Annotated in this window: 17 protein-coding genes; 9 read left to right on the top strand and 8 right to left on the bottom strand. The window is 67.4% G+C overall.

Annotation, left to right across the window (positions count from 1 at the left end; all coding sequences use genetic code 11):
* Window positions 1–75: 75 nt before the first annotated feature.
* The 4 genes from FHY09_RS04750 to FHY09_RS04735 form a co-directional block, all read right to left on the bottom strand.
* Complete coding sequence (locus tag FHY09_RS04750; protein WP_166924711.1) at window positions 76–954, bottom strand: farnesyl diphosphate synthase; 879 nt, start codon at window positions 952–954, stop codon at window positions 76–78.
* Window positions 944–1204, bottom strand: a complete 261-nt coding sequence (locus FHY09_RS04745) for an exodeoxyribonuclease VII small subunit (protein ID WP_166924709.1) — start codon at window positions 1202–1204, stop codon at window positions 944–946. Before FHY09_RS04745 ends, FHY09_RS04750 begins: the two co-directional genes overlap by 11 nt.
* Before the next feature lie 36 nt (window positions 1205–1240).
* A complete protein-coding gene (gene tilS / locus FHY09_RS04740; protein ID WP_166924707.1) occupies window positions 1241–2527 on the bottom strand; it encodes a tRNA lysidine(34) synthetase TilS in 1287 nt (428 codons plus the stop codon).
* Window positions 2528–2594: 67 nt separating this feature from the next.
* Window positions 2595–4301, bottom strand: coding sequence for an alkaline phosphatase (locus tag FHY09_RS04735; protein ID WP_166924704.1), 1707 nt, complete (start codon window positions 4299–4301; stop codon window positions 2595–2597).
* A 151-nt stretch (window positions 4302–4452) separates the two neighbouring features.
* Between FHY09_RS04735 and FHY09_RS04730 the strand changes: the two genes are divergently transcribed.
* Complete coding sequence (locus FHY09_RS04730) at window positions 4453–5781, top strand: dicarboxylate/amino acid:cation symporter (protein WP_166924702.1); 1329 nt, start codon at window positions 4453–4455, stop codon at window positions 5779–5781.
* Window positions 5782–5959: 178 nt separating this feature from the next.
* Here the strand turns inward: FHY09_RS04730 and FHY09_RS04725 are convergent, their stop codons facing one another.
* Both FHY09_RS04725 and FHY09_RS04720 read right to left on the bottom strand, forming a co-directional pair.
* On the bottom strand, window positions 5960–6694 hold the full coding sequence (locus tag FHY09_RS04725) for a C40 family peptidase (RefSeq protein WP_166924701.1): 735 nt from the start codon (window positions 6692–6694) through the stop codon (window positions 5960–5962).
* A 177-nt stretch (window positions 6695–6871) separates the two neighbouring features.
* A complete protein-coding gene (locus FHY09_RS04720) occupies window positions 6872–7435 on the bottom strand; it encodes a C40 family peptidase (protein ID WP_166924700.1) in 564 nt (187 codons plus the stop codon).
* Between the two features lie 110 nt (window positions 7436–7545).
* Here FHY09_RS04720 and FHY09_RS04715 point away from each other — a divergent pair, with 110 nt between their 5' ends.
* From FHY09_RS04715 to FHY09_RS04685, 7 genes are all read left to right on the top strand, one after another.
* Window positions 7546–8028 carry an FKBP-type peptidyl-prolyl cis-trans isomerase gene (locus tag FHY09_RS04715; protein ID WP_166924699.1) on the top strand — a complete coding sequence of 161 codons (483 nt, stop codon included), beginning with the start codon at window positions 7546–7548 and terminating at the stop codon, window positions 8026–8028.
* A 108-nt stretch (window positions 8029–8136) separates the two neighbouring features.
* Window positions 8137–9396 (top strand): DUF418 domain-containing protein, encoded by a 1260-nt coding sequence (locus FHY09_RS04710; RefSeq protein WP_166924698.1) that lies wholly within the window; start codon window positions 8137–8139, stop codon window positions 9394–9396.
* A gap of 12 nt (window positions 9397–9408) precedes the next feature.
* Window positions 9409–10776: a glutathione-disulfide reductase gene (gene gorA / locus FHY09_RS04705; protein ID WP_166924697.1), complete on the top strand. Its 1368-nt coding sequence runs from the start codon at window positions 9409–9411 to the stop codon at window positions 10774–10776.
* A gap of 44 nt (window positions 10777–10820) precedes the next feature.
* A complete protein-coding gene (locus tag FHY09_RS04700) occupies window positions 10821–11741 on the top strand; it encodes a DMT family transporter (RefSeq protein ID WP_166924696.1) in 921 nt (306 codons plus the stop codon).
* Entirely contained in the window at window positions 11648–12076 is a 429-nt protein-coding gene (locus tag FHY09_RS04695; RefSeq protein ID WP_166924695.1) for an MGMT family protein, read from the top strand. The genes FHY09_RS04700 and FHY09_RS04695 overlap by 94 nt, the downstream gene beginning before the upstream one ends.
* A gap of 76 nt (window positions 12077–12152) precedes the next feature.
* Complete coding sequence (locus tag FHY09_RS04690) at window positions 12153–12827, top strand: rhomboid family intramembrane serine protease (protein ID WP_166924694.1); 675 nt, start codon at window positions 12153–12155, stop codon at window positions 12825–12827.
* A 383-nt stretch (window positions 12828–13210) separates the two neighbouring features.
* Window positions 13211–16252: a TonB-dependent receptor domain-containing protein gene (locus FHY09_RS04685; protein ID WP_166924693.1), complete on the top strand. Its 3042-nt coding sequence runs from the start codon at window positions 13211–13213 to the stop codon at window positions 16250–16252.
* A 137-nt stretch (window positions 16253–16389) separates the two neighbouring features.
* On the opposite strand, the gene FHY09_RS04680 is transcribed toward FHY09_RS04685, so the two are convergent.
* Together FHY09_RS04680 and FHY09_RS04675 are read right to left on the bottom strand one after the other, a co-directional pair.
* The gene (locus FHY09_RS04680) at window positions 16390–18399 is read right to left on the bottom strand and encodes a M13 family metallopeptidase (protein ID WP_166924692.1); all 2010 of its coding nucleotides are present in this window, start codon (window positions 18397–18399) and stop codon (window positions 16390–16392) included.
* Between the two features lie 127 nt (window positions 18400–18526).
* Window positions 18527–20635 (bottom strand): M13-type metalloendopeptidase, encoded by a 2109-nt coding sequence (locus FHY09_RS04675; RefSeq protein WP_166924690.1) that lies wholly within the window; start codon window positions 20633–20635, stop codon window positions 18527–18529.
* Window positions 20636–20949: 314 nt separating this feature from the next.
* On the opposite strand from FHY09_RS04675, the gene FHY09_RS04670 reads away from it, so the two are divergent.
* A complete protein-coding gene (locus FHY09_RS04670) occupies window positions 20950–24057 on the top strand; it encodes a TonB-dependent receptor domain-containing protein (RefSeq protein ID WP_166924688.1) in 3108 nt (1035 codons plus the stop codon).
* Window positions 24058–24149: the final 92 nt, after the last annotated feature.

The following is a 24149-nucleotide window of genomic DNA, read 5'->3' as shown; positions in this document are numbered from 1 at the left end:
GCGCCATGAAGAACGCCCGGCATTGCCGGGCGTTTTTTTATCCGCGAGAGGCCGGTGCGAGGCCAGCAGCACGAATCAGTGATCGCGCTCCACCGCCAGGCGGGCGAGCGCGCGCAGCGGCTCGGCTTCCTCGCCGTAGTGATCCAGCGCCTCGCCCATCACCTGCACCAGCGTCTGCAGGTGGGCCTTCGCACCGTCCATGCCGAGCAGCGCCGGGAAGGTGGATTTGTCCTGCGCCACGTCCTTCCCCGCGGTCTTGCCGAGCTGTTCGGAGCTGGCTTCCACGTCCAGGATGTCATCGCGCACCTGGAAGGCCAGCCCGAGGGCATCGGCGAAGCGGTCCAGCCGCTGCAGGTCGTCGGCCGGCGCATCCCCGCACAACGCCCCCATGCGCACCGCCGCGCGGATCAGCGCGCCGGTCTTCAGCGCATGCATGCGGGTGAGCGCTTCGAGCGTCTGCAGCTGCCCCGTCGCATCGATATCCAGGGCCTGGCCGCCGCACATGCCGGCCGCTCCGGCGGCCTGGGCCAGCGTCTGCAGGCATGCCACGCGCAGTTCGGCCGGCAGGGACGCCTCGGCCAGCAGGCTGAAGGCGCGGGCCTGCAGCGCGTCGCCGGCAAGGATGGCCGTGGCTTCGTCGAAGGCGATGTGCGTGGTGGGCTTGCCGCGGCGCAGGGCGTCGTCGTCCATTGCCGGCAGATCGTCATGCACCAGCGAATAGGCGTGGATCAGTTCGACCGCCATGGCCGGTGCATCCAGCCGCTGCGGATCAGCAGCGAAGACAGCTGCGGCGGCGTGCACGAGCAGCGGGCGCATGCGCTTGCCGCCGCCGAGCACGGCGTAACGCATGGCAGCGTGCAGGGCGTGCGGTCCTTCCGCAGGTGCCGGCAGTGCGGCGTCCAACTGGCTCTCGAGGCGCTCGCGCAGGGCCGCCACCCGCGCCTCAGCCGTCATGGCCGGGCGGGTCGAAAGGCTCTGCGGTTTCCGGGCGTGCCGGGTCGGTCAGCAGGCGCACGCGCAGTTCGGCCTGCTCCAGGGCCTGCTGGCACTGGCGGTACAGTCCGACACCGCGTTCGTAGGCGCTCAACGATGCTTCCAGGCTGAGTTCACCGGTTTCCATCTGCTCGACAAGCTGTTCCAGCGACTCGAGCGATTGCTCGAACTGCGCGACCGGGGAGGTGTTTTCAGGGGTTTTCTTGGCCATGCAGCAAGTGTGGACGGCCAGCGCACGGGGGTCAATTCACCAGCCGCCGGGCCGCCAGCGCAGGCGGGCACCCTGGGCGTGCAGCCACGCCTGCAGTGGCGCGGCGATGACCACGTCGGCGGCGGCAAGCAGCTCGTCGCCCGCGAACAGCAGGGGCAGCTGCGCGCGCCGCCAGGGCGCCAGGTGCTCGCGCTGCAGGCAGTCCTTCAGCGCATGCTGATGCCCGCGGCCCTGGAGCTGGATACGCTCGCCACCGCGGCGCGGCCGAACCTGCAGCGGCGTCTGGAAAGCCGGCGCACCGCACAGCTGGAGTTCGCCGCCATCCGGCAGGGCCAGTGGCGCGCGCCCATCCCAGTCCGTGTGCCAGGCCGCAGGCAGCGTGGGCAGGGTGGCCGGCAGCAGGTACCAGTGCCCGCGCCAGTGCCGGATGACGTGGGATTGCCAGCGTACCTGTGCATCGGAACCGTGCGTGGCCGGCAGCAGCGTGTGTTCAAGCTGCGCCACCACGGTCGCCGGCAGCGGCGCGGCACCCTGCAGGCGCACCCAGCGGCGCAGCACGCGGGCACGGCGCGCGGCCGACAGCGACTGCAGGCGCGCCACGTCGAGCACGCGCGGTGCGGCCTGCACATGCTGCAGCAGCGCGTCGTCTTCCTCGTCCAGCATGATCCGCACCTCGCCGCACCGTGCGGCGCTGCCTGCGAGTGCGGCGTCGGCATGCGGCCAGCGTTGCCGCAGCAGGGGCAGCACGTGCAGCCGCAGGAAATTGCGGTCCGGGCCGTCGTCGCCGTTGCTGGGGTCCTCGATCCAGCGCAGGCCGTGTGCCTGCGCATAGGCGAGCACCTCGGCGCGCGGCACCTGCAGCAGGGGCCGCCACACGCGGTGCGCCTGCAGGGTGGTGTCCGCTGCCATCGCCGCCAGCCCGTCCACGCCGGAGCCGCGCAGGGCACGTAACAGGAAGGTTTCCGCCTGGTCGTCACGGTGGTGTGCCAGGGCCAGCATTTCATCGTCGCGCAGCTCGTCGCGGAAGGCGGCGCGCCGGGCCTCGCGCGCCGCACCTTCCACCCCCAGGCCCTGCTGACGCGTGACCTGCACGTGCCGGACCGCCAGCGGCACGCCCAGCACCGCGCACTGCTGCCGGCAATGCTGCGCCCAGTCATCGGCCGCGGCCTGCAGGCCATGGTGCACGTGCACCGCGCGCACGCCGATGCCCGGTCCGACGGCCGACTGCCGCAGCCAGTGCAGCAGCACGGTCGAGTCGAGGCCGCCGCTGTAACCCACCAGCAGCGGCGTCTGGACAGCGGCGGGGGCGGGGAAGGGCGGCATGGGCGGCACGAAAAAAGGCGGCGACCAGTATGGTCGCCGCCTGCTGATTGCTCCAGTCCCCGGGCGCTTACTGCGCCTGGGCGTCGCGCTCGAAGCGGGTGGCTACCGGCAGTTCCACCGGCACGCCGTTGGCATCGCAGGTGCCGGCCTGGCACAGGCGCTCGCGCAGGCGCGGAGTCGCCTGCACGATCATGTGGTAGATCGCGTTCTGTTCCAGCGTGCCGCGGATCGCCCGGCTGCCCGGCCCCCGCGCCCAGATGCCCACATCCTCGCCACCATGCGATTCGCTCTTGCCCGGCACCAGCGCCTCCTGCATGTAATCGGGGTGCTCGGTGTCTACCTGTGCCAGGTCCGGACGCCCGTCGGCCGCCTCGAAACTGCTCGGGTTGTGCGGATACCGTTTCGGGCCCGCCGGCTGCTGGTTGGTGGCACCGGTGTAGCCGGGGCCATTGGCATAGGTCAGGGTGGTGTACGGCTGGCCCATGCCGTCGCGGGCGAGGTCCAGCTTGCCCAGGCCGTCTTCGCCGCCCTTGTCCTGCACCTTGCCGAGAATCGGATTGCCGCGCGCCGGGTAACCGACGAAGTTCAGCGTATGCGAGTGATCGGCGGTGACGATGATCAGCGTGTCATCGTCGCGGGTCATCTCGGTGGCCACGCGGACCGCATCGGACATCGCCACGGTATCGGTCAGCGCCCGGTAGGCGTTGCCACTGTGGTTGGCGTGGTCGATGCGCGCGCCCTCGATCATCAACACGTAGCCTTCCTTGTGCCGGGCGAGATTGGCGATGGCGGTGCGGGTCAGCTCGGCCAGGCTGGGCTCGCCGGCGGCATCGCGCGTGCGCTCGTGTTCGTACTGCATGTGGTCAGGTTCGAACAGGCCCAGGATGGCCGGCGCGCTGGCCGCCGCCTTCAGCTGCTCGGCGTTCCACACGTAAGCGCCCTGCGGGTGCGCCTGTTGCCACTCGCTGACCAGGCTGCGGCCATCCAGGCGCTGGCCGACCTTGTCGTCGTACTCGGGATCGCGTTCTTCCACCGTGGTGAACTCCCCGCGTCCGCCGCCGAGGGCCACCAGGGGGCCACGGCCGAAGCGGGCGGTGGACAGCAGCTGCTGGGCGATGTCCTTGCAGCCGGCGGCCTTGGCGTCCTCGCTGAGATCGGTGTCATTTTCCCAGTTGCGCTCCGGGGAGTGCGCGTAGGTGGCTGCTGGCGTGGCGTGGGTCAGCCGCGCGGTGGAGACGATGCCGGTGGCCATGCCGGCGCTGTCGGCCAGCTGCAGCCAGCTGAGCAGGCCCTTGTCGAGGCTGTCGGTGCAGTCCCAGCGCTTGCCCGCGCTCACCCCGATGGCGCCCATGTGGGTCTTCACGCCGGTGGTGATGGCGGTCATGGTGCCGGCCGAATCCGGCGTCTGCGAGTCCACGTTGTAGGTCTTGCTGAAGGCCGTCGCCGGGAAGCGCTCCCACGCCAGCAGGTTCTCTTCGCCTGCGCTGCCCTTGCGCTGGCCTTCGAAGATGCGCGCGGCGGCCACGGTGGTCAGGCTCATGCCGTCGCCGAGGAACAGGATCACGTTCCTGGCCTTCCCATTCATGGCGCCATTGCCTGCCGCCTGCGCGGCACCGCTGCGGTACCACCACTGCGGCGTTTCACCCGCGGGGTGGTCCACGCTCGGTACGGTGACCGTCAGGCCGGCGGGTGACGTGCCCGGCGGAGTGCTGGCGCAGGCGCCAAGCAGCAGCGTTGCCGCCACCGTGGCGAGCAGGGGGGTGGTACGGATCATGGACAGCAGTCCCTCACGAACTGAAACGGGGGGTCATTATGACGGTCCGGACAAGGCATGCCGATGACACGCTGATTTGCCCGCAGGCCGGTCGTACCCCGACCGCGCATGGGCTAAGGTGCGAACATCGATCTCTCCCCCTGGAATTCTCATGAAGCTGGTCTCTGCCTGGCTGCGCATCCCGTTCTGGCAACGCGTGGTGGGCGGCTTCGTCCTCGGCGCGCTGGCCGGCTGGCTGCTGGGCCCCGCCGCCGAAACGTGGTTCGGCCCGCTGGGCGATCTGTACGTCACGCTCATCAAGATGATCGCGGTACCGCTGGTGTTCTTCGCGGTCATCAATGCGATCTCCTCGCTGCACGGCCAGAAATCCATCGCCGCGCTGAGCGGACGGACCTTTATCTGGTTCGTGATCACCGCCGCGCTGGCCGTCGGCATCGGCCTGCTGGTGGGTACCGTGATGCAGCCAGGCAGCGGCGGCATGCAGCTTTCCATGGCGCACAACTACGTCCCCCGGGAAGTGCCCAGCGTGGTGCAGGTGCTGCTTGATGTGGTGCCTTCGAACGTGTTCTACGCGCTTTCGGGTATCGGCACGCGCGTGAACGAGGCGGGCGAGACGGTGCTGGCCGCGGGGCGGGGCTCGATCCTGCCGGTGATCTTCTTCGCCGGGCTGGTGGGGTTCGCCATCGTCAGGCTGGGCGAGAAGGTCGCCCAGGCACGCCAGCTGGTCGGGCAGATGAGCGAGATCATGATCCAGGTGACCCGCTTCGTCCTGGAGGTCACCCCGATCGGTACGTTCGGGCTGATCGCCGGGCTGGTGGGCAGCTACGGCTTCGAGAAGCTGCTGCCGCTGGGAAACTTCGTGCTGGCGCTGTACATCGCCTGCGCGCTGCACATCGTGGTGGTGTACGGCTCGCTGCTGCTGGCCCATGGCCTGAATCCGCTGAAGTTCTTCCGTGGCGCGGCGCCGGGCATGCAGGTGGCGTTCGTCAGCTCGTCAAGCTTTGCGGCGATGCCCGTGGCGCTGCGCTCGATCACCCACAACCTGGGTGTCAACAAGGATTACGGCGCGTTCGCGGTGCCGCTCGGGGCCAGCATCAAGATGGACGGGTGCGGGGCGATCTATCCGGCCCTGTGTGCGGTGTTCATTTCGCAGTACAGCGGGGTACCGATGTCGCCCGAGCAGTATGTGATCGTGCTGATCGCCTCGGTGCTGGGCAGCTTCGGGACGGCCGGTGTGCCGGGCACGGCGGTGGTGATGGCCACGGTGGTGCTCAGTGCGGCGGGATTGCCGCTGGAGACCATCGGCTATCTGTATGCCATTGATCGCGTGCTGGACATGATGCGTACGATGACCAACGTGACCGGGCAGATGCTGGTGCCGGTGCTGGTGGCCAAGGAGACGGGCCTTCTGGATCGGTCGATCTATGACAACCCGGATACCAACGTGGGCGTCGATGATCCGGACCCTGCGCTGAAGTGAGGGGGCGAGCCGGGGCCTGCAGGATGCAGCTCCTGCCGTCCCGCCGCCCGACCAGTCGTCACGTTCGACTGACGCCCGCATCTGCCCACGCGGGGCCCAGCCGCTTGCTTCCTCCAACAAGCGGCCAAAAAAAAACCGCTGCAGGGGCAGCGGTTCTTTTGGCAGGGCACACCAGAACTCACATGTCGACGCGGCGCGCCTGCAGGAACTTGTTGCCCCAGTAACCGGTCAGCAGCGTGTCCACCCGTACATCCTTGCCTGCGCTGGGCGCGTGCAGGAAGCGGCCTTCGCCGACATAGATGCCCACATGGTCCACGCGCCCCTTGCGACCGAAGAACACCAGGTCGCCCTCGGCCAGCGCATTGCGGTCGGCGATCAGCTGATTGCTGCGATCGCTCGCCATCTCGCGCGAAACGCGCGGAAGTTCAATGCCCAGCGCGGTGCGGAAGACGTAACCCACCAGGCCGCTGCAGTCGAATCCGCTGTCCGGCGTGTTGCCGCCCCAGCGGTACGGGGTGCCCAGCAGGGTCATCGCACGGCCCAGGACCGTCTGCACGCGGCTGGCGCTCTCCGTGCCACCGGGCAGCATGGACGCGGCGGCGCTGGCATCGTAATTCGCGAGGAGGCGGCTGAGGTCACCGGCGACCATCGCCGAACGATCCATCAGGGGAATGGTGTCGTTGGCCGCGAGGTGGGGGAGCAGGGCCGCCAGGGTCGCCGAGGCAGCGGCATCGGCACGGCTGCGGGCGGCGGGGGTCTCGGCCTTCGCGGCCGGACGGGGCGCGGTGGCCGCAGCGACAGCGTCGGGTGAAACGGTTGCGGTGGCCGGCGCGGACTGCGCCCAGGCGGGGCTGGCGAAGCAGGCCAGCAGAAGAAGCGGGGAGAGCACGGAGCGCGTGAAGCGCGGCGTCATGCGTGCGTCAAAACGGGTTGCCTGTTTTTCACACTTCGGGTCGTCGGTCGTCACGCGGCGGTCACAAGTCAAAAAGCGATGGGGCATCATGCCCTGCCTGCGCGTCGGAAACGTACAAATTCCGTTAATGTTTCGTTAGCCACGTTGTGACCTGAGTCTCACTTCTCGAGTGAGGGGCTATTCACGTCGGTGAAGAACGCGCTTCGCGCCGGAATAATGATCTTTCCAGTAATGCCCGGCAAGCGAATCCAGCCGCACCGTACCGCCTGAGCTGGGCGCATGGACGAACCGCCCCTCACCGACATAGATCCCGACATGCGTCACCGACCCGGCGCTGCCGAAAAACACCAGGTCGCCCGTGGCCAGACGCTGGGGATCGATCTTCGGCCCCTGTACGCCCGCCAGTTCGCGCGACGTGCGCGGCAGCCGCAGGTCCAGCATTTCCCGATAGACGTAGGCGACCAGTCCGCTGCAGTCGAAACCCGACTCGGGGGTGTTGCCACCGTAGCGGTACGGGGTGCCGACGAGCCCGATCGCCCGCATCAGCACGGCGTTGGCGGCCTGCGGATCGGCCGGTGTGACGCTGGGCCAGCTCTGCGCCGGAACCGGGCGCGGCGGTGGTGGCGCAGCGGAGCGGGTGGCCTTGCCGCCACCACAGGCGGACAGCAGCACCGCCGCTGCGGCAAGGAGAATGGCCGTAGACAGGCGGCGCGCGGGGTGGGGAACTGGCGTGAGCTGCATGTTGTCCGGATAATGCGCCGTCTTGAATGGCCGTCATGATGGCCGCGTCCCCGCCGGGCGACAACCCGGTCAACCCCGCTGCCGCGTGCAGATACCAGACAGAGTTGCGCATGAAGATCGAAAAAGACCGCGTTGTCCGTTTCCACTACACCGTTTCCGAAGCCGGCCAGGCGCCGATCGAGTCCTCCAAGGACCGTGGTGAGCCGCTGGCGATCCTGATCGGCCACGGCAACATCATCCCGGGCCTGGAAAAGGCGATGATGGACAAGGAAGCCGGCGAGAACTTCAGCGTCGACGTGGCCTCCACCGAAGCGTATGGCGAACGTCGCGACGGCCTGACCCAGCGCGTGCCGAAGAAGCATTTCGGCAAGGAGAAGCTGGTCCCGGGCGCGCAGGTCGTGCTGCAGACCAACTTCGGCCCGCGTGCGGTCACCGTGCAGAAGGTGGGCATGAGCGTGGTCGACGTCGACCTCAACCACCCGATGGCCGGCAAGGACCTGCACTTCGATGTCGAGATCGTCGATGTGCGCGAAGCCGGCAAGGAGGAGCTCGAGCACGGCCACGTGCACGGCGACGGTGGTCACCACCACTGAGTCGACGCCAGCACTGACATGAGACAGCCCGCGCAAGCGGGCTGTTTCGTTTCCGCGGGCAGGGGCGTGCGCATACTCGGATGCCCGTCGCGCACGCGGGGTCGCATAATGGCGGTCCCTGTCGCAGGATCGTCCGTGAATACCACTGCCCCGAGGCTGCAGCCACTGCATGCCACCGACCGCATCGTCGTGATGGACATCCTGCGCGGCGTGGCTTTGCTCGGCATCCTGCTGATGAACATCGAGGCCTTCGCCGGCCCGCTGGACCTGTCCTTCACCGGCATCGATCCACGCTGGCACGGCCTTGATTACGCCGCCGATGCACTGGTCTACGTGCTGGTGCAGGGCAAGTTCTTCCTGCTTTTCTCGCTGCTGTTCGGGGCGGGCTTCGCGGTCATGGCCGAACGCGCGGACCAGGCCGGGCGCCCCTTCACCGCGCTGTACGTGCGCCGCAGCATCGGCCTGCTGATCATCGGCGTCTGCCACGCCGTACTGGTGTGGTCGGGCGACATCCTCATGCTGTACGCGGTGCTGTCGTTGCTGCTGCTGGCCTGTCGGGGGCTGCCGGTGGCCTGGCTGCCGGTCATGGGGCTGCTCTGCTTCGCCGCGTCGGTGCTGTTGAGCCTGGTGTTCGCCCTGCTGGTCTGGGTTGCCGCGACGTCCGGCAGCAGTGCGCTGGACAGCGCCACGCCGATGCAGATGGCGCAGCAGGCCGTGGAGGCACAACGCGCGGCCTACGGCAGCGGCAGCTGGCACGAGGCGACAGGGCAGCGGCTGGAGGACATCGGCCGCATGCTGGGCGGCGTGCTCATCACCGGTCCGGAAGTGTTCGGGATGTTCCTGATCGGGGCGTGGTTCGCACGCAGCGGGGCGCTGGCGCGTCCGGAAACGTTCCACAGGATGTATGCGCGGCTGCGCTGGATCGCGCTGCCCTCCGGACTGGTCCTGATGGGCATCAGTGCCCTGTGGCTGCCGTACATGGCACCTGGCCGTTTCACCACCACCACGGGCCTGGCGTATGCGCTTGCGGCCGTGGCGAGCCTGCTGATGTGCCTGGGCTACCTGGCCTGGATCGTGCACCTCAGGCGCAGGCTGACGGCACTGGCCGCCCCCGGGCGCATGGCGCTGACCAATTACCTGCTGCAGTCGGTGGTGTGCACCGGCATCTTCTACGGGTATGGGCTGGGCTTCTTCGAGGCGCTGCCACGGGTGTGGCAGCTGCCGTTCGCACTGGGCCTGTTCGCGCTGCAGGCCGTGCTGAGCCAGCGATGGCTGGCGCACTTCCACTTCGGTCCGGTGGAGTGGGTCTGGCGTGCGCTGACCTACCTGCGGTGGCCGCCGCTCCGTCGCGCTCACAGGTGCGGCTGATACAGTGGCGGCATGACGACCTCCCATGACTACGATCTGATTGTCCTCGGCGGCGGCTCCGGTGGACTGGCCGCTGCGTTCCGTGCCACCCAGCACGGTCGCCGCGTGCTGCTGATGGAGCCGGACGAGCTCGGCGGTACCTGCGTGAACGTCGGCTGCGTTCCGAAGAAGGCGATGTGGCTGGCGGCCGACCTGGCAGGCCGCATCGGCCTGGCCCGCGCGATGGGCTTCGACGTACCACTGGTGCCGGCACTGTCGTGGAAGGAACTGATCGTCCACCGCCAGGCCTACATCGCCAACATCCACGCCAGTTACCGGCGGCGCCTGGACGAGACCGGGGTGGTACGCGTGCCGCGCCGCGGCCGCCTGGTGGATGCGCATACCGTGGAGTGCAGTGACGGCGTGCGCTACAGCGCCGCGCACATCCTGCTGGCCACCGGCGCGCATCCCTCCCGGCCAGAGATTCCCGGGCAGGAACTGGGGGGTGTGTCGGACGATTTCTTCAACCTGTGCGAGGCCCCTGCGCAGGTGGCCATCGTCGGCGGCGGGTACATCGCCGTCGAACTGGCGGGACTGCTGCAGGCGCTCGGCAGCCGGGTCACGCTGCTGGTGCGCGGCAAACGCCTGCTGGACCGCTTCGATGGCGAACTGGCCGCGCAGCTGGCCGAGAACCTGGTCCACCAGGGGGTGCACCTGCACTTCGATTATCGCCTGCGCGCGTTGCAGCGCGACGGCGAGGGCGAAGCGGCCTGCGTGCGGGTGCTTGGGCACGATGGCCCGCTGGAAAGCGTGTTCGACACCGTGTTCTTCGCGATCGGACGGCGTGGCAACACCCATGATCTCGGACTGGAAGAGGTCGGCGTGGAGATCGGCGACCGCGGCGAAGTGGTGGTCGATGAACGCCAGACCACGGCAGTGCCCAGCATCCACGCGGTGGGTGATGTGGCCGGCAAGGTCGGCCTGACGCCGGTGGCGATCGCCGCAGCGCGGTTGCTGATGGACCGTCTCTTCGGTGGCCAACCGGACGCCCGGATGGACTATGACACCGTGCCGAGCGTGGTGTTCTCGCACCCGCCGCTGGGGATGGTCGGGCTGGGCGAGGAGGAGGCCCGCCGCCAATTCGGCGAGGTGAAGATCTACCACAGCAATTTCCGCCCGATGCTGCAGGCCCTGGCCGACGGCACCCAGCGCAGCCTGTTCAAGCTGGTCTGTGCCGGCTCCGAGGAGCGCGTGGTCGGTGTGCACCTGTTGGGTGAGTCGGCGGACGAGATCCTGCAGGGGTTCGCCGTTGCGGTGAAGATGGGCGCCACCAAGGCGCAGTTCGACGCTACCGTCGCCATCCATCCGACCTCCGCCGAGGAAGTGGTGCTGATGCGCTGACGCCGGGTGCGGCGGCGGGGTACGTGCGAAACTAGGCGGCTGTCATGGCCTCTCCCGCATCCCGCCTCGCCACCGCCTCGCCCCGCATCGCGCTGGGTGGCATCGCGCTGGCCGCCCTCGGCGCAGTCGCCGCCTCGGGCAAGGCGATCATCGTCAAGCTGGGCCTGCGCCACGGCGTGGACCCGACCACGCTGCTGGCGCTGCGCATGGCCATGGCGTTTCCGTTGTTCGTGCTGGTGGCAGGGTGGTCCTCGCGCGGCAAGGCGCCGCTGGCCTGGGCTGACCGCGCGCGCATCGCCTGGCTGGGCTTCACCGGCTACTACCTGTCCAGCTGGCTGGATTTCCAGGGCCTGCAGTACATCAGTGTCACGCTCGAACGGCTGATCCTCTACCTCAATCCCACGCTGGTGCTGCTGATCAACGTGGTGCTCGCGCGTCAGCGCCCGGGCCGCTGGCAGGTGCTGGCGCTGGGGATCAGTTACCTCGGCGTGCTGGTGGCCTTCGGCCACGACCTGCAGCGCGAAGGTGGTCGGATCGTGCTGGGCAGCGTGCTGGTGCTGGGCAGCGCGCTCAGCTACGCCCTGTACCTGTTCGGCAGCGGGCAGGTGGTGGCGCGCATCGGTGCAATCCGGTTGACCGCGCAGGCCAGCTGCGTGGCCTGTGTACTGGTCCTGCTGCATTTCGGATCGACCCACCCGTGGGCCTCCCTGCTGCAGGCCCCGGCGCCCGTGCAGGGTCTGTCGCTGGTCAACGCAACGGTGTGCACGCTGCTGCCGGTCTTCGCGATCATGCTGGCGGTCAAGCGCATCGGATCGTCGCTGGCCGCGCAGGTGGGTATGCTCGGGCCTGTCTCCACGATCGTGATGAGCCTATGGCTGCTCGACGAACCGATGGGCCCGGCGCAGGTCAGCGGCACCGTACTGGTGCTGGTGGGCGTGCTGCTGGTGACCCGCCTGAAGCGCTGAGCGCCGCCGAGGCGCGCGCGCGGATCCTTGCGGTGATCCATGCGATCCCGGCCGGCCAGGTCATGGGGTATGGCGAGGTGGCCGCCCACGCAGGACTGCCTGGGCGCGCGCGGCTGACTGCCCGCGTGCTCGGCAGCCACGATGACCCGGCACTGCCGTGGCACCGGGTGCTGCGGGCCGACGGGCGCATCGCCATGCCCGAGGGTTCGCGCGGCTGGCTCGAGCAGAGCCGGCGCCTGCGCATCGAGGGCGTGGCGGTGGAGAATGGGCGCGTGCGACGTGCGCCAGTGGACCCTGCCACGGCACTGGACGCGGCACTGTGGGGGCCGCGCTGAACGCACCGGTGCCTGGTCGATCCTCGAGCGCGGTCGCCGGTACGGCTATGATGGAGGCCTTCAAAAGGGTGCCCCCATGTTCCCGCGACTGCCCACTGTCACCAAGGCGCTGTTGATCGCCAATGCGCTGCTGTTCCTGCTGCAGCAACCCTTCCTGCTCGGCGATGCCACCTTCGCCCCCTTCATGCTGCAGCCGTTGCAGCCCGGCTTCGATGCGTATTCGCCCGGCGGCAATTTCCAGCCGTGGCAGCTGCTCACCTACGGTTTCCTGCATGGAAGCTTCGGCCATCTGTTCTTCAACATGTTGGCCGTTTTCATGTTCGGCGCACCGCTGGAGCAGACCTGGGGCGAGAAGCGCTTCCTGATCTATTACCTGGTCTGCGTGGCCGGCGCCGGCCTGTGCCAGCTGCTGGTGGGGACGATGCTGGACGACCCGGCGACGGTGCTGGGCGCTTCCGGCGGCGTGTTCGGCCTGCTGCTCGCCTTCGGCATGCTGTTCCCGAACCAGCGCGTGATGCTGCTGTTCCCGCCGATCCCGATGAAGGCGCGTACCTTCGTGATCCTGTTCGGTATCGGCGAGCTGGTGTTGGGCGCCACCGGCTGGCAGCCCGGCGTCGCGCATTTCGCGCACCTGGGCGGCATGCTGTTTGGTTGGCTGCTGATCCGCTACTGGCGCGGGCAGCCGCCGTTCGGCACGCGCCGTCCGCCGGGGCCCCCCAAGCGTCCCAATCATCTGCGCAGCGTCAAGTAGCCGCGCGTCCTGCGAACCGCGCAGGCCAGTGCGCCGTGGGCCCGGACCCGGGTTGCCGTGCACGACGGCCCGGTTCGTTCATCTTTGGTCGTGAGCGGCTCGCCCCCCTCGCAGCGGATGAACTGAAAACGTGGATGCCGTCACATAAATGGATAAACAAGTGATACGTATTATCTCTGTTTGCCTCAGATGGTGGTCGCAAATGGCTTGTTAATGGGGCGTTGCTTAATAAGAATGCAGTTTAATCAATGAGTTGGGTTGGTATTTAGCTGGAGTTGCGATTTTCGAAAAGTTGAAATTAAGATCGGGTTCAGTTGCGAATGTGTCACGCCCTCGCAATGCTGCTGACATTTCGGTATGCACCCCCGACTCAAGGACTTACGATGATTCGACGCCTCCCGGCAACCCGACTGAAGCGCACGGCCCTGGCCGTCATCCTTACCGCCGTCGTGGGCGCCGCTGCCGCGCAGAGCACCACCGGCTCCGTCTACGGCAACGTCCCATCCGCGGCGGGCGCCACCGTCGTGGTGCAGAGCGATACCGGGCTGCGCCGCAGCGCCACGGTCGATGCCAATGGCCGCTACGCCCTGGGCTCGCTGCCGGTCGGTCGGTATACCGTGACCCTGCAGCGCGATGGACAGGTCGTGGAGAAGCGCGACAACGTGCAGTTGATTGTCGGTGCCGGCACCGAGGTTTCGTTCGGAAGCAGCGCCGTCGCCGGCGGCGGTGATGCGACCAACCTCGGCACGGTCAATGTGACCGCAGCGAATGTGCCGCAGATCGACGTCTCGAACACCATCTCGCGTTCGGTGATCACCTCCGAGCAGTTGGACGTGCTGCCGTTGGGTCGCAGTGCCGAAGCGATCGCGCTGCTGGCCCCGGGCGTGGTGAGTGGCAGTGGCGCCTTCAGCAACGGGTCGCGCTCGGCCCTGTCCTTCGGCGGGTCCAGCGTCAGCGAGAACTCGTATTACATCAACGGTTACAACGCCACCAATCCGCTCAACAACCTGGGTGGCGTCAGCCTGCCATATGGTTCCATCGACCAGCAGGAAACCTTCACCGGCGGTTACGGTGCCAGCTATGGCCGCTCCACGGGCGGTGTGATCAACCAGCTCGGCAAGCGCGGCACCAACGAATGGCATTTCGGCGTCCAGACCACCTGGGCGCCGGATTCGCTGGCCGAATCCCCGCGCGACATCAAGTACCCGGACCACGCGCTGCCGGAAGGGTACGAGCTCAGCGATCCCACGCTGCCGGGCACCCTGTACCGCTCGCGTCGTGGTGACAAGGCCACGCGCACCACCTACAGCGCCTATGTCAGCGGACCGCTGATCGAAGACCGGCTGTTCATCCACCTCGCGGGTGAGCAGGACAAGAGCGACGGTGTGTCCACCGCCAGCATCGAGTCGGCGCAGCAGTCGCGCAGCCACTACACCATTGATACGCCGAAGTTCTACGGCAAGGTCGACTGGAACATCAACGACAGCAACACGCTGGAATACACGCGCATCCAGAACACGGACCGCTACGACGCCTATTACCGCGATTTCGATTACGAAACGCGCACCGAGGGTGAACGCACCGGAACCTTCGCCAACACGACCAAGCTGAAGGACACCTACGATGTCTTCAAGTTCACCAGCTACCTGACGGATGATCTGACCCTCAGTGCCCTGTGGGGCCGCAGCAAGCAGGACAACCTGGACTCCAATCCGCTGAGCTCGGGCAACCCGTACATCAGTGGCGCCAACAGCCAGGACCCGTCGATCACCGGCGGCACGCCGATCCGCAACGATCAGCCGGCCATCAATGACAAGGCCGCCAACGCGGGCAGCACCACGCGCGGCCTGCGCGTGGACCTGCAGTACCGCATCGGCGATCACGAGATCACCGGCGGCATCGACAACATGACCTTCCAGGGCAACAACGAAGGCGAGGCGATGACCGGTCCCGGTTATGCCTGGATCTACTCGCGCATCGCGCCGGACTCCTCGCCGTCGCCCGGGTTCAACATCGCGCCGCCGGGAGGGGAGGGCTACTTCGTGCAGAAGTACATCTACTCCACCACCACCAGCATGTCGCTGAAGCAGAAGGCGTACTACCTGGAGGACCGCTGGCAGGTCACGCCCAACTGGTTGCTGACCCTGGGCGTGCGCAACGACAAGTTCACCAACTACAACAGCGCCGCCGTGGCGTATGTGGAGAGCGGTGACCAGTGGGCGCCACGACTGGGCGCGGCGTGGGATGTCTTCGGCGACTCCTCGCTGAAGGTGTTCGCCAACCTGGGCCGCTATTACCTGGCACTGCCCAACAGCGTGGCGGTGCGTGGGGCGTCGGCCTCGACCTATACCCGCGAGTACTTCACCTATACCGGCATCGACGCCAACGGCAACCCGACCGGCCTGACCGAGCTGGGGCCGGGCCCGGTATCGTCCAACAACGAATATGGCCAGACCCCGGACCCGCGCGGCGTGGCGCCGAGCGATCTGAAATCGCAGTACCAGGACGAGCTGATCCTCGGCTTCGAGAAGACACTCGGCGCGTCGTGGAACAGCGGCGCGAAGGTCACCTACCGCCGCCTGCAGACCGCGATCGACGATACCTGCGATTCGGACCGCATCTACGACAAGCTCGACGCCATGGGCGTGGACTCCAGCACGCTGGAAGTGCCCGGCTGCGTGATCTTCAACCCGGGCAAGACCAACACCTTCCTGGTCAAGAACAACGACGGCTCCGGCTACGTGCCGGTCAGCATGAGTGCGGCCGACTGGGGCCTGGGCAGCAACAAGGCCAAGCGTGACTACGTGGCCGTGGATCTGTTCATCGAGCACCCGATGACCAACAACTGGTACGGCCGCGTGGATTACACCTGGTCGCGCAACTTCGGCAACACCGAAGGCCAGGTCAAGTCGGACATCGGCCAGGACGACATCTCCAAGACCCAGGACTGGGATTCGTCCTACCTGATGGAGTACGCCGGCGGTTACCTGGCCAACGATCGCCGTCACCAGCTCAAGGGCTACGGTGCCTATCAGTTCAATCCGGAGTGGACCGCCTCGGCCACGCTGCGGGTGATGTCCGGCGCGCCGAAGAGCTGCCTGGGCTATTACGGCGCCGACCAGAGCGATCCGATCACCTATGGCTCGGCGTACCACTACTGCAACGGCAGCCCCTCGCGTCCGGGTGACGCCGGCCGCCAGCCGTGGACCACGCGGGTGGACCTGGGCGTGGTGTATCGCCCGGCCTTTGCCGAGCACCGCCTGGGCTTCGGGCTGGACGTGTTCAACGTCTTCAACCAGCGCCGCCAGCTGCAGTCGGATGCGACCTACCAGGAAGGGCCGAACACCATCGCCAATCTGTATGGCATCGGCACCTACTTCACCGCCCCGCGCTCGGTACGGCTGACGGCGTCGTACGACTTCTAACGTCTTTGCGTCACTCTCCACGGATTGGTCCTTGACCCCGGCGCCTGCCGGGGTCTTTTTTTGCGCAGAAGAAAGGCGCCCCGGAGGGCGCCTTTCATCGTTGCAGCGGACTGCTCAGGCTGAGGCGGGCAGCGGACTCAGCGCCACACCTTGATCTGCTCGGCATCGGTGCGCTGCATCGGCTGGCCCGGCTTGCAGCTGAAGCTGGCGCCGAAGGCCGGCAGGTTGGCCAGCGGACCGTTGGTGCGCCACTTGCCCGGCGCGCGGATGTCCGACGCCACGCGCGCGGCGGCCTCGTTCGGCGACAGCTGCTGCGGCCACAGCGCGGCCCAGGCGCGGAAGAACCCCTGCTGATCGGCCGGCTGGGCCTGCGGCTCCTGCGAGCGGTAGGCCGCCCACGCCAGCTCGACGCCGGCCAGATCGGCCAGATTCTCTTCCTGGGTCAGCGTGCCGTTGACCTTTGCGTCCTTGACGCCGGGGAAGGCGTAACCGTTGTACTGCGCCGCCACGCGGCTGCCCAGCAGGGTCCAGGCGGTCTTGTCGGCCGGCGTCCACCAGCTGCGCAGCTCGCCCTTGGCATCCACCAGCGAGCCCTTGGCGTCGATGGCGCGGGTCAGTTCGTGGCCGACCAGCGCGCCGTAGCTGCCGAACTTCTCCGCGGCGGTGCCCTGGCCGTTGAAGATCGGCGGCTGCAGGGCGGCAGCGGTGACGATCAGGCGGTTCTGCGCCAGGTCATAGCCTACCGACGGCTGCTGCGGCAGCACGTCCCAGCGACGGTCGGCGTTGCCCTTGCCGATGCGCTTCATTTCCTCGCGGTGACGCCAGGTGGAAGCGATCAGCATGTTGCCGCCGAAGCTGCCGCGGCCCATCGGCTGCACGCTGTAGTCCAGGTCACGCAGCGGCGCGCCGATCTCGATCTTCAGCGCGGCCAGCTTGGCCTGCGCTTCGGCCTTGGCCGGCTCGCTCAGCCAGGTGCTCTGCTTGACCGATTCGATCTGCGCTTCACGCAGCTTGTCGATGATCCACGCCGCCTGGCGCCGGTTCTCGGCGGAGAGGTGGCGGGCGGTGTATTCACGACCGAGCATTGGACCGGCGGCCACGTTGATGGCATCCAGCGTCTGCTCCCAGCGCGCCGGTGCCAGCGTCTGACCCCGCAGCAGGCGGCCGCGGAAGTCGAACTCGGCGTCGCGGTAGGCCTTGGACAGGTAAGGTGCCATGGCATCGCCCACGCGCCAGCGCAGGTAGGCCTTCCACTGCTCCGGCCGGACGCGGGTCACCATGCCGTCGAGAGCGGTGAACAGGGCCTGGTCGGACAGCGAGACCAGGTCGTCATTGACGCCCTGGGCCTTGAGGAAGGCATCCAGCTGCAGATTGCGGAAGCGCTTGCTGAGGTCGCGGGTGGGCACCGGTGCGTAGTTGCGGAACGGGTTGTTGAGATCGGTCAGCGACAGCGCGTTGCGAGCCAGCTCGGTCTCCAGCGCGATCACCGCCTGCGCTTCGGCATCGAGCTGGGCCGGCGCCGTCCCGGTCAGGGCAAGGATCTGTTTGACGTAGGCGCGGTAGCGCGTCATCAGCGCGGTGGTGTCCGGGTCGGTACGGGTATAGAACGCCGGATCCGGCAGGCCCATGCCACCCTGCATGAAGTAACCGATGTGGCGGTCCAGCGCCTTCAGGTCCACATCCGGACTGAAGTTGAACGCCACCGGGATGCCCACCTGGTGCAGCGCGGCGATGGAGGCCGGCACGTCCTTGGCGCGCTTGATCGCGTTGATGCGCGTCAGCAGCGGGGCGATCGGATTGGAACCATCCGCCTCCACGGCGGCTTCGTCCATGCCGCTGGCCCAGAAGTCGCCGAGCAGCTTCTGCACGTTGCCCTGCGGGCTGGCCATCGCCGCTTCGAGCAGCTCGCGCTGCTGCAGTCGGCTGCGCTCGACCAGCGCACCCAGCGCGGTGGTCGCGCCGGTCTGCGGCACCGGATTGGCCTTCAGCCAGTCTGCGTTGCTGGCGTCATAGAAATCGGTGCACTGCGCGGACACCGCCGGCGCACGTGCGGCGGCGCGCTTCTTGGCGGCCTGGGCATCGTGCAGGGGGACCAGCATGGCCAGGCTGACACCCAGCGAGAGGGCAAGCGGACGAAGATTGGACATGGAAGAGACGAATCCGTCGAGGATTGAGGGCGCGCAGACTATAGCAAGCCGCGCATCGACGCGGGATGCATGAAAAAAAGGCCCGGGTTTCCCCGGGCCTTCGTCAGACACGACAGTCAGCGCTGGCTTACCAGATCACCACCTGGGCATCGCCGGTGCGCGCCATCGGCGCACCCGGCTTGCACTGGAACGCTGCGGCGAAGCTCGGCAGGTTCGACGGCGCGCCGATGGCGCGGAACTGCGCCGGGGCGTGCGGGTCGGTGGCCAGGCGCACCTTGGCGTTTTCCGGGGTGTACTTGGTGCGCCACACGGTGGCCCAGTTGAAGAAGAAGCGCTGGTCGCGGGTGAAGCCGTCGATCTTCGCGTCTTCCTTGCCGGCCGACGCCTTCTGCAGCGCGTCGTAGGCGGTGGCCAGGCCACCCAGGTCGGCGATGTTCTCGCCGAGGGTCAGCTTGCCGTTGACCGGCTGGCCGTCGACCGAGTAGCCGTCGAACTGCTTGATGAGCTTGCCGGTCAGGCCGGCGAAGTTCTTCGAGTCCGCCTCGGTCCACCAGTTCTCGAAGTTGCCCGTCGGTCCGAAGCGGCTGCCCTGGTCATCGTAGCCGTGGGTCATCTCATGGCCGATCACCGCACCGATGCCGCCGTAGTTCAGCGCGTCATCGGCGTTGGCGTCGAAGAACGGCGGCTGCAGGATGGCGGCCGGGAACACGATCTCGTTCTGCAGCGGGTTGTAGTAGGCGTTGACCGTCTGCGGGGTCATGCCCCACTCGCTCTTGTCCACCGGCTGGCCGATCTTGGCCAGGTTGAACTTGTAGTTGAACTCGGAAGCGGCGCGCACATTGCCGATGAAGCTGTCGCGGCTGGTCTGCAGGCCCGACCAGTCACGCCACTTGTCTGGATAGCCGATCTTCGGGGTGAAGGTCTCCCACTTGGCGATCGCCTTGGCCTTGGTCTCCGGGCTCATCCAGGTCAGGCCTTCGATGCGCGTCTTGAGGGCGTCGGCGAGGTTCTTGACCAGCGTTTCCATCTTCGCCTTGGATTCCGGCGAGAACGCGACCTTGACGTACAGCTGGCCGAACGCTTCACCGGCGCCGTTCTCGATCGAGCCCAGCACGCGCTTCCAGCGGGCCTTCTGTTCCTTCTGGCCGTTGAGCGTCTTGCCATAGAAGGCGAAGTTCTCATCAGCGAAGGCATCGCTCAGGTAGGGCGCGGCGCTGTCCACGTTGTGGAAGCGCAGGTACGCGCGCCATACCGACGGATCGGTATCGCCCAGGGCCTTGCTCACTTCCTGGTGAAAGGTCGGGATGGCCAGCGAGAACTTCTCCGGGGCGGCGACGTTCTGGGCCTTGAAGAACTCGGTCCAGCTGAAGTTCGGGGTGAGCGCGTCGGCCTCGGCCAGCGTCACCGGGTGGTAGAACAGCGACACATCGCGCGACAGGTCCACGCTCGACTTGGAGGCCTTGGCCAGGCGCGTTTCGAACTTCACCACGTCCTCGGCCTGCTTGGCGGCATCGGCCGCGGCTACCCCGGACATCTCCAGCACCTTGGCCACGTGGGCCTGGTAGGCCTTGAGCTTGTCGGCGTTCTTGGCGTCGGTGTAGTAGGTGGTGTCCGGCAGGCCCAGGCCGCCCTGGCTGGCGTAGGCCATGTTCACGGCCGAGTTCTTGAAGTCGGCCTCGGCACCGAAACCGAACAGCACGTTCTCGCCCTTGGCCGCGCTGGTGCGCAGGTAGGCGGCGATGGCGTCCTTGTCGTTGAGGGCGTCGATGGCGGCAAGATCGGCCTTCAGCGGTTCGATGCCCTGGGCATTGATCTTGGCCTCGTCCATGCCGGTGGCCCACAGGTCACCGACGACCTTCTCGATATGCGTCGGGTTCTTCACCTGCGCGACCTGCTCGGCCAACTGGTGCTGGGCGGCGACGGAGCGCTCATCCAGGATGGTGAAGGCGCCCCAGCTGGTGCGGTCGGAGGGAATCTCGTTGGCGGCCAGCCACTTGCTGTTGACGTAGTCACCGAACGCATTGCAGGCATCCATGCTGGTGTCCAGGTCGCCGGCATGGAAGGCGTTGTAGGCGGGCAGCTTGGCCTCGTCCAGCGTGTAGGTGGTCTCCGCCGGGGCGGTGGTGGCCGGCGCGGAGGCGGCGCTGTCGGCCGCCGGCGTTTCGGTCTTGCTGCAGCCGGCCAGCACGGCCGAAACGGCCAGGGTCAGCAGGACGATCTTGGGAGTACGGATCACTTGGGTGGCCTCCAGGCCGGGTATTGGTGCGATGAGGGCGCAGCGCCCATGGAGCGGACGATACGCCTCCGCCCCGGGGTTCAAGGGTGTCGAAGGTCATGGGCGGGCGCAAGGGCAGGGCGCTTGCGTGGCGTCGCCGCGTGTCACCGGGCGCCGGTGGGAACGGACGCATCGACGTTTGCAGGGAGATACCGGTTGGACCGGCGGGTTGCCGCGATTTGTTAAGGTACGCGGCTGCCCCGTGTTCCCAGCGCGTGAGAATCCGTCTGGCACGCCCGTTTGGATCTCTGATCACATCGACAAGGACTACGATGATGTCTGTTCGCCCCGCCCCCCGGACGCCGCTGGCCGCCGCGCTGGCCTCCTCTCTGTTTCTGCTCGCCGACGGCGCCGCCTGGGCGCAGGCGGCAACGGAAGCGGGCGAGGCTCGGCCGGCCGAGCGCGATGCATCAACAACCCTCACCGAGCTGGACCGCATGACCGTGACCGGGTCGCGGATCCACAGGGCAGGCTTGGGCACCCTCGAGCCTGCGGCCGTGGTGTCGCGCCAGTCCATTGAGGCCTATGGCGACACCAATCTCATCGACGCCGTGACGAAAATCCCGGGTGTTGCGGCCGGGATCAGTTCGCGTGGCGACCAGGCCGATTTTGGCGCAGGGGTCAACTTCGCCAGCAGATTCGGACTAAGCAGCAATCGTCTGCTGACGCTGGTCAATGGGCGTCGCTTCGTCACCTCCACCCCCCCGACCGTCTTCGGTGCCGGCGGAGGCGCCGGCATCCAGGTGGACCTCAACGCCATCCCGGCGGTGATGGTCGAGCGGATCGACAGTCTCAGCGTGGGGGGTGCGCCGACCTATGGTTCGGACGCCATCGCCGGGGTGAACAACATCATTCTCAGGGAGAACTTCGAGGGGGCCGAAGTCACCCTGGGCTATGGCAGTACCACCAAGGGGGACAACGCGCGGTACAACGGATCGGCCCTCTTCGGCAGTGGCTTCGCCGATGGGCGGGGCCATGTGGTGATCGCTGCGGAGCTGGACGACAGCGAGGGTGTCAACGCGCTGCAGCGGGATTTCTACCGCAATGGCTACAGCCTGCAGACCAATCCGACGGCTGCGAACATCGCACGGTTCCAGCCGGGTCGGGTGCCGGGCAGCGACGGGCGGGTGGACGGTTCCATTCCCTTCAATACGGGTCCGGCAGATGGCATTCCGGATCAGGTGTTCATCCGTGACCAACGCGTGTCCACCATGACCTTCGGCGGCTTGATCCTGCCGGCCGACATTGGCGTGACACGTCCTTTCCAACGCAATGGATCCGGCCAGCTCAACGGTTTCGGACCCGACAACCGCCTGTGGCATTTCAACGCCGCCGGCGATCTGACAGCGTTCGATCAGGGCATCAGTTACCCCGGCGGCAATGCGTCCGGGGGCGATGGGCTCGATCTCTACGAGGCCTTGCCGTTGATCGCGGATCTGCGGCGCCGGTCGGTCTACGCGACGGGCCGCTTCGAGTTCACCGATGCGGTACGCGGCTTCTTTGAACTGTCACGCTATGAGGCCAGGGCGCACGAGACCCTCGATCAGAATGTCTACAATGCGGCCGCGTTCGGGGCAGCCCAGGCCGACGGCTCCGGCGCGACCAGCGGCACCCTGCTGTTCCGCGCAGACAACCCGTTCCTGAGCGCCGGGTCACGGCGCGTTCTTGCGGAAAACGGCATCACCTCGTTCCAGCTGTCGCGCTCCTCGCGCGATCTCAGCATGAACAACGCGAGCACCGATACCGGGCTGACCCGGCTGGTGGCAGGCGTTGCTGGCCATCTTGAAGCAGGTGGCCGGGGGTTCAGCTGGGAGGCCAGTGTCACGCACGGCCGGGGTGATTTTGATTATCTCGGTACGGGTCTGATCCAGCAGAACTTCATCAACGCGCTCAATGTCACTACGGATGCAGGCGGGACCATCATCTGTGATCCGAACGCCCCGGGAACGCTGGCCGACCCTCACTGCCGGCCGCTCAACCTGTTCGGAGAGAACCAGGCCTCGGCCGAGGCACTCGCCTATGTTTCCACCCCCACGCAGGCCAGAGCCAAGACCCGCCAGACAGTGTTCAACGCCTCGGTGTCCGGTGGGCTCTTCGACCTGCCTGGCGGACCGTTTTCCTTCGCCGCGGGTCTGGAGCACCGGCGCGAAGAAGGGGCCTTCACGCCTGACGAGTACCAGCGGCTCGGCCAGGGCCGGTCGGTTCCTGTCCAAGGGGCGAGCGGCGAGTACCACACCAACGAGGTGTTCGCGGAAGTGCTGGCGCCGCTCTTCGATCCCGATCGGGCGCTTGCCGGACTGCACCGCCTGGACCTGACGGCGAAGGTGCGCCGGGTGGAAAATTCCGTGGCCGGTGGCTTCACCGCGTTCACCTATGGCCTGCAGTACGAACCCTTCGCGGGCCTGCAGCTGCGTGGCAACAAGACCCGGTCCCTTCGCGCGCCGTCCATCGCCGAGCTGTACACAAGCCAGCAGCCGGCGTTCTACAGCATCCCTGAAGTCTGCTCCGCCGCACGCATCGATAGCGGTACCCGGCCCGCCACGCGTCGACGCAACTGCGAAGCCTTCTTCGCCGCCTATCCCGGCGCCGATCCCGCCACGTTCCAGGCTGTACCCACCACGACGCTGGGCTCGATGAACGGATCGACCGCGCTGAAGAACGAGAAAGCCCGCTCGTGGACCGCCGGCATCGTGCTTGCGCCGGACCGGGTCAAGGGACTGCGTGCGGCGGCGGACTGGTACGACATCCAGATCACCGATGTCATCACCCCGCTGAGCCCGACCGACATCATCACCGGGTGTTTCGACAGCCCTGACTTCAACGCGGCGGACGTGCCCAACGCCAACCGGTTCTGCAGCCTGGTCACGCGCAATCCGCTGAGCGGCGCAGCGACCGACATCCGCACGCAGTACGGCAACGGGCCAGTGCTGGTCTTCCGCGGCTGGACGGCGGAACTCGGGTACCGGCTGCAGGCCGGCCGCTGGGGCATGCTCGATCTGGGTGTCTATGGCTACATGCCGAAGAACCGGGGCCTGGCCGCCAGTGCCGGGGTGCCGTTCGTCGAGCGCGTCGGCAGCTTTGATGAGCCCGAGCGCGCACTGCGCTGGAGTGCCCAGCACACGCTGGGCCGCTGGTCCGGTGGCGTGGCGGCCAACTACACCAGCAGCGCGGTGTTCAGCCTTACCGGTTCGCCCGAGAGCCGCGAGCACTTCCGCCGCGACAGCTGGACCACCTGGGACGCCAACGTGAGCGTCGCGCTGACCGAGAATGCACGCCTGAACCTGTCGGTGATCAACGTCACCGACGATATCGGTCCGTTCCCCTACGTGCTCGATGCGTTGGGGCGTCGTTACATGGCCACGTTGCGCTACCGGTTCCAGTAACGCGCCGCACCCGCCGACGGGCGCCAGGCGGCACGCGGGCGTGGGAGGGGCCCATTGTATAATCGCCACTTGCGTCCCCCGCACCCGCCTTC

The organism is Xanthomonas sp. 60, from assembly GCF_011761925.1.
The sequence above is the reverse complement of the archived record's forward strand: the minus strand, read 5'-3'. Positions and strand labels throughout refer to the sequence as shown.

Excerpts from the sequence above, each read along its gene's own strand:
- FHY09_RS04710 (WP_166924698.1), top strand. The coding sequence starts at position 8,137 with ATGGCGGTCCCTGTCGCAGGATCGTCCGTGAATACCACTGCCCCGAGG.
- tilS (WP_166924707.1), bottom strand. The coding sequence starts at position 2,527 with ATGCCGCCCTTCCCCGCCCCCGCCGCTGTCCAGACGCCGCTGCTGGTG.
- FHY09_RS04735 (WP_166924704.1), bottom strand. The coding sequence starts at position 4,301 with ATGATCCGTACCACCCCCCTGCTCGCCACGGTGGCGGCAACGCTGCTG.
- FHY09_RS04720 (WP_166924700.1), bottom strand. The coding sequence starts at position 7,435 with ATGCAGCTCACGCCAGTTCCCCACCCCGCGCGCCGCCTGTCTACGGCC.
- FHY09_RS04715 (WP_166924699.1), top strand. The coding sequence starts at position 7,546 with ATGAAGATCGAAAAAGACCGCGTTGTCCGTTTCCACTACACCGTTTCC.
- FHY09_RS04745 (WP_166924709.1), bottom strand. The coding sequence starts at position 1,204 with ATGGCCAAGAAAACCCCTGAAAACACCTCCCCGGTCGCGCAGTTCGAG.
- FHY09_RS04750 (WP_166924711.1), bottom strand. The coding sequence starts at position 954 with ATGACGGCTGAGGCGCGGGTGGCGGCCCTGCGCGAGCGCCTCGAGAGC.
- FHY09_RS04695 (WP_166924695.1), top strand. The coding sequence starts at position 11,648 with ATGGCTGCTCGACGAACCGATGGGCCCGGCGCAGGTCAGCGGCACCGT.
- FHY09_RS04685 (WP_166924693.1), top strand. The coding sequence starts at position 13,211 with ATGATTCGACGCCTCCCGGCAACCCGACTGAAGCGCACGGCCCTGGCC.
- FHY09_RS04670 (WP_166924688.1), top strand. The coding sequence starts at position 20,950 with ATGTCTGTTCGCCCCGCCCCCCGGACGCCGCTGGCCGCCGCGCTGGCC.
- gorA (WP_166924697.1), top strand. The coding sequence starts at position 9,409 with ATGACGACCTCCCATGACTACGATCTGATTGTCCTCGGCGGCGGCTCC.
- FHY09_RS04690 (WP_166924694.1), top strand. The coding sequence starts at position 12,153 with ATGTTCCCGCGACTGCCCACTGTCACCAAGGCGCTGTTGATCGCCAAT.
- FHY09_RS04730 (WP_166924702.1), top strand. The coding sequence starts at position 4,453 with ATGAAGCTGGTCTCTGCCTGGCTGCGCATCCCGTTCTGGCAACGCGTG.
- FHY09_RS04700 (WP_166924696.1), top strand. The coding sequence starts at position 10,821 with ATGGCCTCTCCCGCATCCCGCCTCGCCACCGCCTCGCCCCGCATCGCG.
- FHY09_RS04725 (WP_166924701.1), bottom strand. The coding sequence starts at position 6,694 with ATGACGCCGCGCTTCACGCGCTCCGTGCTCTCCCCGCTTCTTCTGCTG.
- FHY09_RS04680 (WP_166924692.1), bottom strand. The coding sequence starts at position 18,399 with ATGTCCAATCTTCGTCCGCTTGCCCTCTCGCTGGGTGTCAGCCTGGCC.